We start from the raw sequence: 14,983 nt of genomic DNA, 5'->3' as shown, positions 1-14,983 counted from the left end.
GCCATTGATCAGACCGTGGAGAGCTTCCTCAGTGACGCCCTGCAAATCAGCCCGCACGCAGTCGCCGTTCAACTGAGAGCCGAAGAGCTAGGCTATTTGTGAGCCCGTTCGGGGCCTAAATTAGCGCCAAAATGTGAGTTAAAATTGAAGCTTAACCAGGACTTGGCCTTAAATCCTGGGCTGATCGTCGCTGGCGATTGGATCAAACTGGAGCGGTCGCCGGAAAAACGAGGTGCGCCATGCCCCATAGAGCACCCCGGCAGAGAGCCAAACCAGCCCGGCAATCTTCGCTTTGGCCCCGAGACTCAGCCAAAGATAAAGGCAGATAACAAAACCCAGCACAGGCGCGATGGCGCTGCCCGCCCGCTTCTGGTCGTTGCGCAGAAAATAATGCGTAAACGAAGACGCGTTCACGCCCATGAAGGCAATCAGCGCCCCGAAATTCAACAACTCCGCCCCGAGGGAATACGTCAGGACAAAGGCGCCCAACAAGGTCAGAACCCCCACCAGGATGATATTATTGCTCGGAATCCTTGTCCGCGGGTTAATCGCGGCAAAGAACTTCCGGGGAATGGCATTATCGCGTCCCATGCCGTACAACAGCCTGCCAGCGCCCAGGTGGGCGCCTGAGCCCGAGCCGATGGTGGCCACCAGCAGCGCCAGGTTCACCACCTGGAACAGCCAGGCGCCTCCGGCCTTGCCGGCCACAAAACAAAAGGCCGTGTCTTCGTCTGGAAAGCTCGTGCCTGGCCAGACGAGTTGGGCGGCATAAACCTCGATCGAGGCCAGCACGCCTGTAATCAGGCACACCAGCACCGTTGCCACCAGGATGTTCCGGCGTGGATTGTGCACCTCTTCGGACAATGTTGAAATTCCATCGAACCCGATATAGGTGAGCACGGCCAGCGAGGCCCCGCCCGACATCACTGAAAACGAAAAGGTCTTTGGGTCATAAAATGGCTGGGTCCAACCTGCAAAACCATTCGGTGGCCGCAACCAGAGATAGCGGACCGCCGCGCCCAAAAAGAGAAGAATCACCACACCCAGGCCGGAGGCGATGAGGGCATTGGTGCGCGAACTGGCCTCGATGCCGCGCAGGTTCATCACGGTGAACAGGACGGCAAAGAACGTGGCATACACAGCGAAAGGGATTTCCGGCAGAAAGTTCAGCGCCGCTTTGGCCGACCAGATGACACAGATGATCGGGTTCATCACATAATCGAACATCATGCCCCACCCGACAAAGTAACCCAGGGCGGGATGGATTTCGCGGCTGACGTAGGTATAAGCCGAACCGGCGCTGGGATAGGCATTGGCCATGCGGCCATAGCCGACTGCAGTGAACAACATCGCCACCATGCCGATCAAAACGGTTGTCACGACATGCCCCTGGCCTTTGACTGCCGCAGCGCCAAAGAGCGGCATGGGGGCAGTTGGCTGGATGAGAATGATTCCGTACACGAGCAGCGCGGGAAGCCCCAGCACACGTTTTAATCCAGGAGACCCGGCGCCGGCCATTGGCTGGCTTGCGGGTGCGCTCAGACTGGGCTGCATGGTGCTCGGCCCACTTCACGATGAAACGAATGAATTGTCAATCCTGCCGGAGCAATCCAAAACCTCGCCTAAAGAACTTTTTAAACCGGAACACTCGGAATACACGGAATGGCCATGCGATTTCCGCACCGAGCTACCAGCCCGTTGTGAAGCAGATCGATAATTACCAGCATTGCGTCTGCACCCGCTTTTCGCTACAATCAACTCTAGTGAGCATTTCGACGCACACTGCTTCGCTTGGGAATTCGACCACCAGCAACGACAGAGCCCAAGCATCATCCCGATTCGTTTCAACGCGTTGGTCTGTGGTGCTTAAAGCCGGGGGCGGCAATTCATTCCAGGCACAGGCGGCCCTGGAAAAGCTCTGCCAAGCCTACTGGTACCCTCTTTATGGCTACGTGCGCCGGCGTGGATACTCACCGGAGGATGCCCAGGACCTGACGCAAGGCTTTTTCGCGCGCCTGCTTGAACGCAACTGGGTCGAACGAGCCGACCGCCAAAAGGGAAGGTTCCGCTCGTTTCTCTTGTCGGCTATGAGCCATTTTCTGTCGGATCAATGGGATAAGGCGCGGGCCCAAAAACGCGGTGGCGGCCAAAGTGCTGTTCCGTTGCAATTGGATACGGCAGAGACTCGTTATGGTTATGAGCCTGCCGATAGCTCCACCCCTGAACAAAGCTATGACCGCCGGTGGTCCTTGGCGCTGCTTGAAGAAGTGCTGCGGCAAGTCGCCGCGGAATACAAACTGAAAGGACAGGAGGAGCTTTTTTCCAAGCTGCACCCATGCCTGGTCGGCAACCGGACGGAGCAGCCCTATGCCGACCTGGCGGGCAGGCTTGGTATCAGCGAAGGGGCGGTAAAAACAGCCGTGCATCGCCTGCGCCAGCGCTATCGCCAGTTGCTGCGCAATGAAATCGCCCAAACGGTAGCCAACCCCGCTGAAGTGGACGAAGAGCTAAGACATTTGTTCGCGGTGGTGGGAAACCGATAATTTTTTGCAACCTTTTGTCGCCGTTTCCTAAGTAATGGATGGAAAGACAAAATGGTATGGAAACACAGAAAATTTGCCCGAATTGCCGCAAGCCTCTGCCTGCGGACGTGCCGCTGGGGTTGTGCCCGGAGTGCCTCATCCGCACGGGATTCCCAACCGAAGGCGCCCCTGGTGTAACGAGCGAAGCGGCCAGCGCGCGTTTCGTGCCACCGCCTGTCGAGGAAATCGCGCAACTGTTCCCTCAACTGGAGATCCTCGGCCTCATTGGCCAGGGCGGCATGGGCGCGGTTTATAAGGCGCGCCAGCCGGCCTTGGACCGATTCGTCGCCTTGAAGGTGCTGCCCCCGGCGGTTGCTGGCGACCCTGGATTTGCTGAGCGGTTCAACCGCGAGGCCCGCGCCCTGGCCCGGCTTAATCATCCGAATATTGTGGCGGTGCATGATTTCGGCAAGGCAGGTCTGCTGCATTATTTGCTGATGGAGTTTGTGGATGGCGCCAACTTGCGCGAAGTCGAACAGGCTGGCCGGTTGTCGGCTGACCAGGCTTTGGCAATCGTGCCCCAGATTTGCGAGGCCCTCCAGTTCGCGCACAGCGAGGGCATCGTGCACCGGGACATCAAGCCGGAAAACCTGCTGCTGGATAAAAAGGGCAGGCTAAAGATTACTGACTTCGGCATCGCAAAAATTATCGGTGTTCCCGCCGGCAAGGCCTCGTTGACCGGCGCCAGGGATGTCGTCGGCACACCGCATTACATGGCCCCGGAGCAAATTGAGAAACCCCAAACAGTCGATCACCGCGCCGACATTTACTCCCTGGGTGTCGTGTTTTACGAGATGCTCACCGGCGAATTGCCTCTGGGAAAATTCCAGCCGCCTTCCAAAAAGGTACAAGTGGACGTGCGGCTCGATCAGGTCGTGCTGCATTCGCTGGAAAAGGAGCCGGAGCGCCGTTACCAGCATGCCAGCCAGATCAAAACTGACGTGGAGCACATCAGCGGCACGCCGAACCCGTCTGCGCCCAGCCCTGCAAGCAGTTCGTCTCCACCTTTGCCCCTGCCCAAACCTCCAACAGCCAGGGCCCACGCCGTTGCCTCGAAGGTCACAGCCCCAGCGGTGGCCCTGATGGTGGCCGCCGCGTGGAAGGTGCTGTCTGCAGCCACTGCCTTGTTTTTCCTTGTTGGCGCAAGCGCCTTGCCCTTCACCTACTGGATGAAAATGTTTTTCCCCGGCTTCGATTTTGGCGCCTTTCATCACTGGGGTATCCTGGCAAGCATCGGAATCGGTTTTTTCAAAGTCGTTGGGGCCATATTCATCTTTTTCGGCGCGCTCCAAATGCTGCGGCTGCAAAGCTATGCGTGGGCAATCGCGGCAGGCATCCTGTCGATCATCTCGTGCAGCCTGATTGGGCTTCCCGTTGGGATTTGGGCGCTCATTGTACTCTCGCAGCCGGAAGTGAAGGATGCCTTTGGACTCCATGCCGCCTCCGCATCAGGCGTCCGGACCAGTTCCGGGCCCGCGCCGGCGATTGGAAGATAGCTGCTTTTCTTTTATTCGGATGTGGGGAGCACGCTGGTTCTTCCGTTCCGCTCCATGGTCAACAAATCAACCGGGCAATCGCCTGGCGCAAATCTGCGATGGCAAAGGGTTTGCCCAGCACGGCATCGACCGGCATATCGCCGGCGCTGAGCTTTTCGAGATACGCGCTGACCATCATCAGGGGCAGTGAGGGCGCGATTTGACGGATGCTCAAGGCCAGTTCATTGCCGCGCATCTCCGGCATAAAATAATCCAGAATGACGAGATCAAAACGCTGGGTCAGAAGGAGCTCCAGCGCATCGTGGCCGTTGGCTGCCTCGACCACGAGATGCCGGTCGATTCTCAGCAGCAGTTTGATCGATTCCCGCGCGCCGGGGTCATCCTCGACTAAAAGGACGCGTTTGCGGAAAACTCGTTCGGTCATAAGCCGGCCAATTAAGCAAGGCTTAGCCTCTCTTACGGGCGCCTGTTTCGAGTTGGTCATCCACATTCCCTGGGCCGGCCACCCGTTCTGCAGCCGCAACAATCTCTCTTTTCTGTCGCTCGTTCTTCACGGTCCCGCGCAAGGTCACCCGCCCCCGGTTCGCTGTTACCACAATGGCCAGTTTGGTGAATCCATGAGTTTGATTTACAATCTCTCCCAGGATTGCCTGGGTCATCTCGTGATCAGAACGTGGCGAGCCGGGAGGAGCAGAACCATTTGGTCTTTCGACAGACGCTGCGGTTGTGGCCGGGGTGGCCATGCCGGCTGCGCCAAGGCCATAATACTTGTCCACGGCTGCCGCGAGGTCGGGAAAAGCCAGATCAGACCAAAACTGGCTCCCAAAATGCGGCCCCGCGATGAACGGCGCGGTATCGCTGTCGAGCCGGAGCGTTTCCCCGTCGGTTTGGAGTATCGATGGGGGAAGCAGGTACAGAAGATCAGCCGGGTTCTGGTTGCCTGCGGGACAGACGACAATATAAACCAAGCGGCTGACTGGCAGGTCCACCATAATGTCTTTGATCGTGCCAAGCCGCTCGCTTCCTCGTCCCATGATATTGGCGCCCAGCAAACTCTTTGCCGACATCAGGCGCGCGGGCGCGGTGGGCGGTTGCTGATCAAAATGAGCGAATGCCGGCGACAGCACCTCGGCAGGCCAGGCAACTTGAGAACTGGCCGGCAGGCTTGGAGCGCTCTGGCAGGCCTTTCGATCTACTCGAAGAAGGATTTTCCCTGTGGAAACATAGGAATACAGCGGGGAAGGGAGGAGGATGTGGGTCTTTGAGCCGGGCGCCACCAGCGTGGCTACCGCCTGGCCATTGGCCAGGTCGAGAACCACATCTTCGATTCTGCCGATGTTCTTTTCCTTGCGGTCGAGAACTTTCTGGCCGAGCAAGAGCGTCGTTTGCTTGAGCAGACCCAGGCGCGCGCCTTCGGAGGAACACGTCGTATCCTCTGGGCTCGAGGCCGCTGAAGCCAGCGTGACCGCGCCAAAGAGCATCAAACCGAGAAACTGGAGCCTGTTGAACATTAGGTATGTGAGTTTCATGAATGAATTAAAATGGGACAGAATGTCCTGTGCATGTGTGCAAGCAGCACGCGCTCTCACCCGGGTGGCCCGTGCGGAGGACCGCAGATTTTGGCATATTCACTACAGGTTTATTAAACCTGGAATCGACAAAGCGGCAGTCATGCCAACCTCTTAATATCGCATTTGCTTGTGTGCCCTTGGGTGATACTGCGCCCGGGGACGAGCGCACCCCCCTTTTCCTCTGTTTTGAGAAAAAAGTTTCCAAAACCATTGACACCATCCCCAGCTTCACCTATTTTGGCGGTGCAATCGGGCCGTAAAAAGTCGAAAGTCATTAGCCCCTGAGCTTTTTTAGGAAAGACAAGCAGGGGTAATGGGTTTTTGTCGTTTATAGGTTTATCAGGATCGATACAATTTGGCCCGCCCCGTCCGGTACGGAGCGGCAGATGCCCATGTAGCTCAGCTGGTAGAGCGCGTCCTTGGTAAGGACGAGGTCATCAGTTCAATCCTGATCATGGGCTCCAGAATTACAATTACAGAAAACAGACAATACAACAGCAGGAGAGCAAATGGCTAAAGAGCAATTTCAACGAACCAAGCCGCACGTCAATGTCGGGACCATCGGGCACATTGACCATGGCAAGTCCACGCTAACGGCCGCCATCGTTCACACTCAGTCGCGCAAGGGCCTGGCAACACCGATCTCCTACGCGGATATCACCAAAGGCGGCACCGTGCGGGATGAAACCAAGACGGTCACTATCGCCGTTTCCCACGTAGAATATCAAAGCGATAAGCGCCACTATGCCCATATCGATTGCCCCGGCCACGCGGACTTCATCAAAAACATGATTACCGGCGCCGCCCAGATGGACGGTGCCATCCTGGTGGTCGATGCCTCCGAGGGCCCCATGCCCCAGACCAAGGAGCACGTGTTGCTGGCCCGCCAGGTCGGTGTCCCCGCCATAGTCGTATTCCTCAATAAAGTGGACCTGGTGGACGACTCGGAGCTGTTGGACCTAGTTGAGATGGAAGTGCGCGACCTGCTCAATAAATATGAATTCCCGGGCGACAAAACCCCGGTCATCCGCGGCAGTTCCAAGAAGGCCCTGGCCGGAGAACCGGAGGGCGAGAAGGCCATCCAGCAATTGATGGAAGCCATCGATGCGCATATCCCGCTGCCGACGCGCGAAGTCGATAAACCGTTTTTGATGTGCATTGAAGACGTGTTCAACATTGAAGGCCGCGGGACGGTTGTCACGGGCCGTGTCGAACGCGGCCAGCTCAAGCGGATGGATAACGTCGAGATCGTAGGGTTGCGTGACACGCGCCAGACGGTCGCCACCGACATCGAGATGTTCCGCAAGCTGCTGGATTCCGCCAACGCCGGCGACAACGTGGGCGTGCTGCTGCGCGGGACCAAGAAGGATGAAGTCGAGCGCGGCATGGTGTTGGCCAAGCCCGGCTCCATTACACCTCACACCCACTTCAAAGCGGAAGTCTATGTCCTCTCCAAGGAAGAAGGCGGACGGCACACGCCGTTTTTTACGAACTACCGTCCCCAATTCTACTTCCGGACCACGGACGTGACCGGGACGGTAACCCTGCCGCAAGGCGTCGAGATGGTGATGCCCGGTGACAATGTCTCGGTTGAGGTCAATGTGATAGCGCCTGTGGCCATGGAAAGAGGCCAGCGCTTCGCCATCCGCGAGGGTGGTCGGACCATCGGCGCCGGGCGGGTGACCGAAGTCATCGCCTGATGCGCTTGGGTAGGGCGGTAGCTCAATTGGTAGAGTAGCGGTCTCCAAAACCGTCGGTTGGGGGTTCGAGTCCCTCCCGCCCTGCCAACCGAGTGGGACACAGTCCTGCCTCTGCCGAGCTGCCGGAGAGGTGGCAGAGTGGTCTATTGCGGCGGTCTTGAAAACCGCTTCGGCTTTACCGCCGACGGGGGTTCGAATCCCTCCCTCTCCGCCAGGATTTGTGAATGAATGAAACTGACTTTTGAGTGTCGGATGATGGATTTAATGATGGACCGCGAATGGCGGGGAACAACCCCGCACCCGGCGGGCTAATATGGCAACAACATGCAGAATAGTACAATCTGGATCATCGTTTGGGCAGTCCTCATTGCCGGCACTTTCGGCTGGCTTTGGTGGGCGGGCCATCTCAAGCGCCTTGCCGATTACGTGCAGCAAACACGCGAGGAGCTGCGCAAATGCTCCTGGCCTAGTTGGACGGAATTGAAGGGCTCGACCGTCGTGATATTCATTTCCATAGCTATCCTGGGCGGGTTCACCATGTTGGTGGATTTCGTGTTCTCGATGGTCATCCGCTGGATAACCTGAACTCCTGTTGCTCATTCAATCCATGCGAAGCCAGTGGTTTGTCATCCATACTCTTTCCGGCCAGGAGCAGAAGGTCAAAGAGAGTATCGAAAAGCGCATTAAACCCGAGGAAATGGGTGATTTCATTAAAGAAGTCCTCGTTCCCATGGAAAAGGTCGTCGAGGTGCGCAACCAAAAAAAGACCGTCTCGACGCGCAAGCTTTGGCCTGGGTATGTGTTTGTCGATATGGTGCTGCTGGATGAGAACAACCGGATTATTGAAAAGCCCTGGTACTTCATTAAAGAAACCCAGGGTGTCATCGGGTTCGTAGGCGGCGAACCCCCCACGCCGACCCCAGCCGAAGAGGTCGAGTCCATCAAGAGCCAGATTTCTGCCTCTGAAGAGCACGAGAAACCAAAGATCAGCTTCGATGTGGGCGAGACCGTCAAGATTAACAACGGCCCATTCCTCAACTTTAGCGGGGTCATCGAGGAAGTCGAACCCGAACGGGGCAAACTGAAAGTGACCGTCAACATTTTTGGCCGCAACACCCCTGTCGAACTCGAGTACTGGCAAGTGGAGAAGGGCTAAGAGACAAACGAGCGTTGGAGCGATATGACTCCGACGGTCGATGAGAGATTTATGGCAAAAAAGATTACTGGTAGTATCAAACTGCAAATTCCTGCAGGACAAGCCAATCCGGCGCCCCCGGTCGGGCCGGCCCTCGGCCAGCAGGGCGTCAATATCATGGCCTTTTGCAAGGAGTTCAACGCCAAGACGAAAGACCAGCCCGGCATGGTCATTCCCGTGGTCATCACGGTTTATCAGGATAAGTCTTTTACTTTTATCACCAAATCGCCTCCGGCCTCCGTGCTGCTCAAGAAAGCCGCGGGCATCACCGCCGGCTCCAAGGAGCCGAACAAGGAAAAGGTTGGCAAAGTGACTCGCAAGCAGGTGCTCGATATAGTGAAGCTCAAAATGAAGGATTTAAATGCTACTTCCGAGGAGGCGGGCTTCCGCGTGGTCTCCGGCACCGCTCGCAGCATGGGGATCGAAGTAGTCGGTTAAATTGAAATTTGCCAATCCTCGCAGCGGCGTTGCCGGCGTGGAGGGCGGTTAATAAACAACAAGTACGCGGGAGAGTCTGACAGTTCAGGCTCATTTGCACCGCAAATCAAAACATGCCAAGTAAACGATATCGAAAAGCAAGCGAGTTGGTGGAAGGCAAAAAGGCCTACCCGCTCAAATCAGCCGTCGAGGTCCTGAGCAAGTTTCCGAAAGCAAAGTTCAACGAAACGATTGACCTGGCCTTTCGGCTTGGTGTGGACCCGAAACAGTCGGACCAGATGGTGCGCGGCACCGTGCCGCTCCCCCATGGCAGCGGCAAAACGGTGCGTGTGCTTGTTTTTGCCAAAAGCGGTCCCGGAGCCGAGGCTGCCAAAGCGGCCGGAGCCGAGTACGTGGGCTTCGACGATATGATTAAGAAGTGCCAGGAGGGCTGGGCGGATTTCGATGTCGCCGTTGCCACTCCCGAGGCCATGGGCGAAGTGCGCAAGCTCGGCAAGGTCCTCGGCCCGCGCGGGCTGATGCCCAACCCAAAAACCGGCACCGTGACCGATGATACGGGCCGCGCGGTCAAAGAGGTCAAAGCCGGGCGCGTCGAGTTCAAGATCGACAAGGCCGGAAACATCCATGTGCCGGTTGGCAAGGCCTCTTTTACCCCAACCCAGATCGAAGAAAATGCTCGCGCCGTCATTGACGCGGTCGTTAAGGCCCGCCCAAACAGCGTGAAAGGCATTTACGTGCAGACCTGCACCCTTTCGGCTACCATGAGTCCGGCCGTCCGGCTTGATCTCAAAGAATTTTCCGCTTAACCATTTTTAAGGAATTACCAACATGCGTCCGGAGAAACAAAACCTGACCAAGGAGTACATAAGTCGCCTCAACGCGTCGCCGTTCTTCATCGTGGTGAATTACAAGGGGCTTAATGTGGGGCACTTCAACGAGTTGCGCAAACGCCTCACCAAAGCCGGCGCTGAAATCCACATCGTCAAGAATTCCATCTTCCGCCTGGCAGCCAAGGAAGCCGGTGTGGGCGAACTGAACGGGGCCTTGACCGGCCAACTGGCGGTGGTCACTGGCCAGCGCGATATCTCCACCGCAGCCAAGGTCGTCAAAACATTCGGGTCCGAGTTCGACCGGTTGAAGGTCCATTTCGGGTATTTGAACAACGAACGGCTCGAACAGCAGGCCATCCTGACCTTGGCGGATTTGCCCTCGATGGAAGTGCTGCGCGCCCAATTCCTGGGCGTTCTGAATGCCCCGGCTTCGAAGCTGGTGCGGTTGCTGAACACCCCGGCCAGCCAGATGGCTCGGATTCTCAAGGCGCGCCAGGATAAGCTCGGCGAAACGCCGGCCCCGGCTGCCGCTTGAGGGGCGAGTAGTAAAGAATGAATTTCACCCCTGGAAAAGCCGATCTGGGGTGGGAACTGGACAACAACAACAACGTAAATCGTCGGTTTGCCGGCTGCAAACTCAAACCGCTCGTGGCCACGGGCGACGACGAGACGCAATGAAAGGTTAAAATGGCTCTAGACAAAACAAGAATCGTAGATGAACTCAGTAATGCCACCGTGATTGAAATCGCGGATTTGGTGAAGGAACTCGAAGGCAAGTGGGGTGTGAGTGCCGCCGCGCCAGTGGCAGTAGCCGCCGGCCCGGGGGGAGGCGCTGCAGCCGCTCCTGCCGCTGAGGCTAAGACTACCTTTGATGTCATCCTCGCCTCGGTCCCGGCGGACAAGAAAATCGCCGTAATTAAGGCCGTTCGTGAGGTCAAGGCCGGACTGGGCCTGGCCGAAGCCAAGGCCCTGGTTGAAGGGGCGCCAAAACCCGTGCTGGAAGGGGCGCCCAAGACTGAGGCGGACACGGCCAAAAAGAAACTTGAAGATGCAGGCGCTAAGGTCGAAGTAAAATAAGAGGCACACTCTCCGAGGGCGGCTCAGCCGGTTGTTGCAGCCGCCCCGGGTTGGCTTTCAGCAGAAAAACAAAAATTCTCAATTAGAAAACAGAAAATCAACGCGACCACGATGAGTGGTCGAGCCTACGGCAAGCCCGCTCTTGAACGCGGGGGGCTTGCCTTCTGTCGTTTAGCAGTAACTTAACGGTCTGGCACGTTTTGCCAACAAAGAAATAAAGGTCCAAATGCCATCGCGAACCAGTGAACGAATCAATTTCGGTAAAATCAAAGAGATTATCGCCCCACCGAACCTGATTGAGTTGCAAACCAATTCGTATAAGGAGTTTCTGCAGGCGGACCAGCCGCCCTCCAAACGGAAGAACCTGGGGCTTCAGGCGGTCTTTTCCGAGGTCTTCCCCATCGAGAGCTACGACGGCAAATGCGTCCTGGACTTTCATTCCTATGAAATCGGCGAGCCCAAAGTCGATTGGCTCGAGTGCCTCCGCGAGGGCTTGACTTTCGGGGCGCCTCTTTATGTGACTTTCCTCCTCAAAGAGGAGAAAGGCACCAAGGAGGAGAAGGTTTTCATGGGCGAACTGCCCTTGATGACCCCCCAAGGCACCTTCGTCATCAACGGGGCCGAACGCGTCATCGTCAGCCAATTGCACCGCTCTCCTGGTTTGGCGTTCGAGGCCACTATCCATCCCAACGGCAAAACACTGCATTCTTTCCGGATCATCCCGGACCGGGGCTCCTGGTACGAAGCGCAGTTCGACACCAGCGATCTGCTATACGTTTATTTGGACCGCAAGAAGCGCCGGCGCAAGTTCCTCACCACTACTTTCTTCCGCGCGCTGGCTTTCCTCGATAGCGAAAGCAAAGGAAAGGAAACTTCGCTCAGGGGAACCGATGAGGAAATCCTGAAACTCTTCTATGATGTCGAGGACCTGAACCTCAAAGAAGCCGAGAAGCGGGACGATCTGGCCAATAAAGTCCTTATCCAAGATGTGACGGACGAGGAAAAGAGCCTCGTTGTGGCCCGTGCGTTCGAGCCGCTTTCCAAGGCTGTCGTCAAGCAAATCGCCGAACTCGGTATCCATAAAATCAAAGTCGTCGATACGACTGCCGATGAGGGGATCGTTATCAAGTGCATGAAGAAAGACCCCGCAAAAAACGAGGAGGAAGCCCTCAAGGACATCTATCGGCGCTTGCGCCCAGGCGACCCCCCGACGGCCGCCAATGCCCGCGCTTTGATCAAACGCCTGTTCTTCGACCCCAAACGCTACGATCTGGGCCGCGTTGGCCGCTACAAAATCAATCAGAAACTGGGCATTAAAGGCGGCGACTCGCGCATTCTGACCAAGGCCGACCTGGTGGCCGCCACCAAGTATTTGCTCCGTTTGAAAAAGGGCGAAGGCTCGCTGGATGACATCGATCACCTGGGCAGCCGCCGGGTGCGAACGGTTGGCGAATTGCTCGCCAATCAATGCCGTGTGGGCTTGGCCAGGACCGAGCGCCTTGTCAAAGAGCGCATGACCCTCTTCGATCAGGGAGTGGAAGCCATGTCGCCCCAGAAGCTGATCAATCCCAAGGCCCTTTCGGCAGTCATCCGGGATTTCTTTGGCCGCAGCCAGCTCTCGCAATTCATGGACCAGATCAATCCCCTGGCCGAATTAACCCACAAACGCCGGCTCTCGGCGCTTGGGCCCGGCGGCCTTTCTCGCGACCGCGCCGGATTCGAGGTGCGTGACGTGCACCCCTCGCATTATGGCCGCATTTGCCCGGTCGAAACCCCCGAAGGCCCCAACATTGGCCTCATCGCCTCTCTGGCGACTTTTGCCCGAATCAATGATTTTGGCTTTCTCGAGACTCCTTATCGCAAAGTCGATTCCGGCAAGGTCTCCACTCACCTGGATTACCTCACCGCCGATCGGGAGGAGGCCTTCGTGATTGCCCAGGCCAATTCGCCTGTGAGCGATAAAGGCGCCTTTTCAACCGATCGCGTCGTCTGCCGTGGCCGGGGTGACTTTATCGACGTCGAGCCGGCGCGCGTCGATTACATGGACGTGTCTCCCAAACAATTGGTTTCGGTGGCGGCCAGCTTAATCCCATTTCTCGAGCATGATGACGCCAACCGCGCTCTGATGGGTTCTAACATGCAACGACAGGCTGTGCCCCTGTTGGTAACTGAAGCACCCCTGGTGGCAACCGGTCTGGAGGAGCGCGTCGCGCGCGATTCGCGGGCTGTCATTGTTGCCGAGGAAGCCGGCAAAGTCGCTTCCGTGAACGGCAGCCAGATTATCATCACCGAGGATGGCAAGCTCCCGGAAGGCAAAAAGAAGCTCAAATCCGATCCGGAGAAGGGCCTTTACGTCTATCCGGTCCGCAAGTTCATGCGCTCCAATGCCGCCACTTGCATTAACCAGAAAATCCTGGTCAAGAAAGGTGAGAGCGTCAAAAAGGGCCAGGTCATCGCCGATGGCCCTTGCACCCAGGGTGGTGAATTGGCCCTGGGCCGCAACATCCTCGTCGCCTTCATGCCTTGGAACGGCTATAACTTCGAGGACGCTATCCTGATCAGTGAGCGCATCGTTAAGGACGACGTCTTTACGTCGATTCACATTGACGAATTCGAGGTCGGCGCCCGCGATACCAAACTGGGCCCCGAGGAAATCACACGAGATATTCCCAACCTGGGCGATGAGGCCCTGAAAAACCTCGGTCCGGATGGCGTCATCCGCGTCGGCGCCGAAGTCAAACCGGGCGACATCCTGGTGGGCAAGATCACCCCGAAGAGCGAGACGGAGTTGGCGCCCGAGGAGCGGCTGTTGCGCGCTATCTTTGGCGAAAAGGCGGCCGACGTGAAGGACACGTCGCTCAAAGTTCCCTCCGGCACCTACGGCATCGTTATGGATGTGAAGGTCTCGGCCAAAAAGGAGTCCGACCGGGACTTGCGCGCCAATGCCTCCGAAGAGAAGCGCCACGCCAAAGAGGTCGAGGAGGAATATAAGAAAAAGATGGACGAGTTGCGAGAGCAGCTCACCGAGGCCCTGAGCAACATCCTGCTGGGAGAAAAGATTCCGCTGGATGTGGTCAACAGCGAGACCGGCGAGATCATCATCCCGGCTAACCGCAAGATTACAAAGACATTATTGCGCAAGCTGGCCATGGTCTATGACCGCATCGAGATCGATCCGTCTCCCATCCGCAACAAGATCAACGAGATCATCGGCAGTTTCAAAAAGAAGTTCGATGACCTCCAGATGCAGTATGACGAAGAACTCGAACGCGCCGAGTCCGGCGAAGGGGTCGATAGCGGCGTTATCAAATCCGTTAAGGTCTATATCGCATCCAAACGCAAACTGTCGGTTGGAGACAAAATGGCCGGGCGCCACGGTAACAAAGGTGTGGTGGCCAAGATTGTAGCCGAGGAAGACATGCCGTTTCTTGCAGACGGGACCCCGGTCGATATCGTGCTTAATCCGCTGGGCGTGCCTTCGCGCATGAACGTCGGGCAGGTGCTCGAAACCCACCTGGGTTGGGCCGCCCGGCTTCTGGGACTGCGCTTTGCCACGCCTGTCTTCGACGGCATCAAGGAAAAGGAAATCCGCAATTACCTCAAGGAAGCCAGCCTGCCCGAACACGGCAAGACCCGGCTTTTCGACGGGCGGACCGGAGAGTCCTTCGACCAGGAGATCGTGGTCGGCTACATTTACATGATGAAGCTGGGCCATCTGGTGGCTGACAAAATCCACGCGCGGGCCGTGGGCCCTTATTCGCTGGTGACCCAGCAGCCCCTGGGCGGCAAAGCCCAGTATGGCGGCCAGCGCTTCGGCGAAATGGAGGTTTGGGCCATGGAGGCCTACGGCGCAGCCTACACCCTTCAGGAATTGCTCACGGTTAAGTCCGATGATGTCCAGGGCCGCACTCGCATTTACGAAAGCATCGTCAAAGGCGACAACAGCCTCGAAGCGGGCATTCCCGAATCCTTCAACGTGCTGGTCAAGGAAATGCAGTCCTTGGGTCTGGACGTCAAAGTCGGCTACACCAATCCGGTGGACCAGCCACCGGAACCGGCCACAGTCCTTACGGCAGTCTAAAACTTTTATTTCA

At 57.1% G+C, this 14,983-nt stretch carries 14 protein-coding genes and 3 tRNA genes; 14 read left to right on the top strand and 3 right to left on the bottom strand.

Annotated elements, in window-relative coordinates; genetic code table 11:
- Window positions 1-168: 168 nt before the first annotated feature.
- Entirely contained in the window at window positions 169-1,554 is a 1,386-nt protein-coding gene (locus VG146_08820) for an APC family permease (GenBank protein HEV2392449.1), read from the bottom strand.
- A 209-nt stretch (window positions 1,555-1,763) separates the two neighbouring features.
- On the opposite strand from VG146_08820, the gene VG146_08815 reads away from it, so the two are divergent.
- Together VG146_08815 and VG146_08810 are read left to right on the top strand one after the other, a co-directional pair.
- On the top strand, window positions 1,764-2,543 hold the full coding sequence (locus tag VG146_08815; protein HEV2392448.1) for a sigma-70 family RNA polymerase sigma factor: 780 nt from the start codon (window positions 1,764-1,766) through the stop codon (window positions 2,541-2,543).
- Window positions 2,544-2,599: 56 nt separating this feature from the next.
- A complete protein-coding gene (locus VG146_08810) occupies window positions 2,600-4,078 on the top strand; it encodes a serine/threonine-protein kinase (GenBank protein ID HEV2392447.1) in 1,479 nt (492 codons plus the stop codon).
- A 58-nt stretch (window positions 4,079-4,136) separates the two neighbouring features.
- On the opposite strand, the gene VG146_08805 is transcribed toward VG146_08810, so the two are convergent.
- Both VG146_08805 and VG146_08800 read right to left on the bottom strand, forming a co-directional pair.
- Window positions 4,137-4,502: a response regulator gene (locus VG146_08805; protein ID HEV2392446.1), complete on the bottom strand. Its 366-nt coding sequence runs from the start codon at window positions 4,500-4,502 to the stop codon at window positions 4,137-4,139.
- 22 nt (window positions 4,503-4,524) lie between these two features.
- Window positions 4,525-5,607 carry a PRC-barrel domain-containing protein gene (locus VG146_08800; protein HEV2392445.1) on the bottom strand — a complete coding sequence of 361 codons (1,083 nt, stop codon included), beginning with the start codon at window positions 5,605-5,607 and terminating at the stop codon, window positions 4,525-4,527.
- Between the two features lie 430 nt (window positions 5,608-6,037).
- On the opposite strand from VG146_08800, the gene VG146_08795 reads away from it, so the two are divergent.
- The 12 genes from VG146_08795 to rpoB all read left to right on the top strand — a co-directional run bounded on the left by VG146_08795 (window position 6,038) and on the right by rpoB (window position 14,970).
- A tRNA-Thr gene (locus VG146_08795) sits at window positions 6,038-6,113 on the top strand.
- Between the two features lie 45 nt (window positions 6,114-6,158).
- A complete protein-coding gene (tuf, locus tag VG146_08790) occupies window positions 6,159-7,349 on the top strand; it encodes an elongation factor Tu (protein HEV2392444.1) in 1,191 nt (396 codons plus the stop codon).
- A gap of 11 nt (window positions 7,350-7,360) precedes the next feature.
- Window positions 7,361-7,436: transfer RNA gene (locus VG146_08785), tRNA-Trp, on the top strand.
- A 37-nt stretch (window positions 7,437-7,473) separates the two neighbouring features.
- Window positions 7,474-7,563 (top strand) — tRNA-Ser (locus VG146_08780).
- Between the two features lie 110 nt (window positions 7,564-7,673).
- Entirely contained in the window at window positions 7,674-7,934 is a 261-nt protein-coding gene (gene secE, locus VG146_08775) for a preprotein translocase subunit SecE (GenBank protein HEV2392443.1), read from the top strand.
- A 22-nt stretch (window positions 7,935-7,956) separates the two neighbouring features.
- Window positions 7,957-8,505: a transcription termination/antitermination protein NusG gene (nusG, locus tag VG146_08770; GenBank protein HEV2392442.1), complete on the top strand. Its 549-nt coding sequence runs from the start codon at window positions 7,957-7,959 to the stop codon at window positions 8,503-8,505.
- Between the two features lie 51 nt (window positions 8,506-8,556).
- On the top strand, window positions 8,557-8,982 hold the full coding sequence (gene rplK / locus VG146_08765; protein ID HEV2392441.1) for a 50S ribosomal protein L11: 426 nt from the start codon (window positions 8,557-8,559) through the stop codon (window positions 8,980-8,982).
- Between the two features lie 113 nt (window positions 8,983-9,095).
- The gene (gene rplA, locus VG146_08760) at window positions 9,096-9,788 is read left to right on the top strand and encodes a 50S ribosomal protein L1 (GenBank protein ID HEV2392440.1); all 693 of its coding nucleotides are present in this window, start codon (window positions 9,096-9,098) and stop codon (window positions 9,786-9,788) included.
- A gap of 22 nt (window positions 9,789-9,810) precedes the next feature.
- The gene (gene rplJ, locus VG146_08755; GenBank protein HEV2392439.1) at window positions 9,811-10,347 is read left to right on the top strand and encodes a 50S ribosomal protein L10; all 537 of its coding nucleotides are present in this window, start codon (window positions 9,811-9,813) and stop codon (window positions 10,345-10,347) included.
- A 17-nt stretch (window positions 10,348-10,364) separates the two neighbouring features.
- Window positions 10,365-10,490, top strand: a complete 126-nt coding sequence (locus VG146_08750) for a hypothetical protein (protein ID HEV2392438.1) — start codon at window positions 10,365-10,367, stop codon at window positions 10,488-10,490.
- A 9-nt stretch (window positions 10,491-10,499) separates the two neighbouring features.
- Window positions 10,500-10,889 (top strand): 50S ribosomal protein L7/L12, encoded by a 390-nt coding sequence (gene rplL / locus VG146_08745; protein HEV2392437.1) that lies wholly within the window; start codon window positions 10,500-10,502, stop codon window positions 10,887-10,889.
- A gap of 226 nt (window positions 10,890-11,115) precedes the next feature.
- Window positions 11,116-14,970, top strand: coding sequence for a DNA-directed RNA polymerase subunit beta (gene rpoB / locus VG146_08740; GenBank protein HEV2392436.1), 3,855 nt, complete (start codon window positions 11,116-11,118; stop codon window positions 14,968-14,970).
- Window positions 14,971-14,983 lie beyond the last annotated feature (13 nt).

It is taken from the genome of Verrucomicrobiia bacterium, from assembly GCA_035946615.1.
Classification (GTDB): Bacteria; Verrucomicrobiota; Verrucomicrobiia; order Limisphaerales; family UBA8199; genus DASYZB01.
Note: the sequence above shows the minus strand (reverse complement) of the source record. Positions and strands in the feature narration are given on the sequence as shown.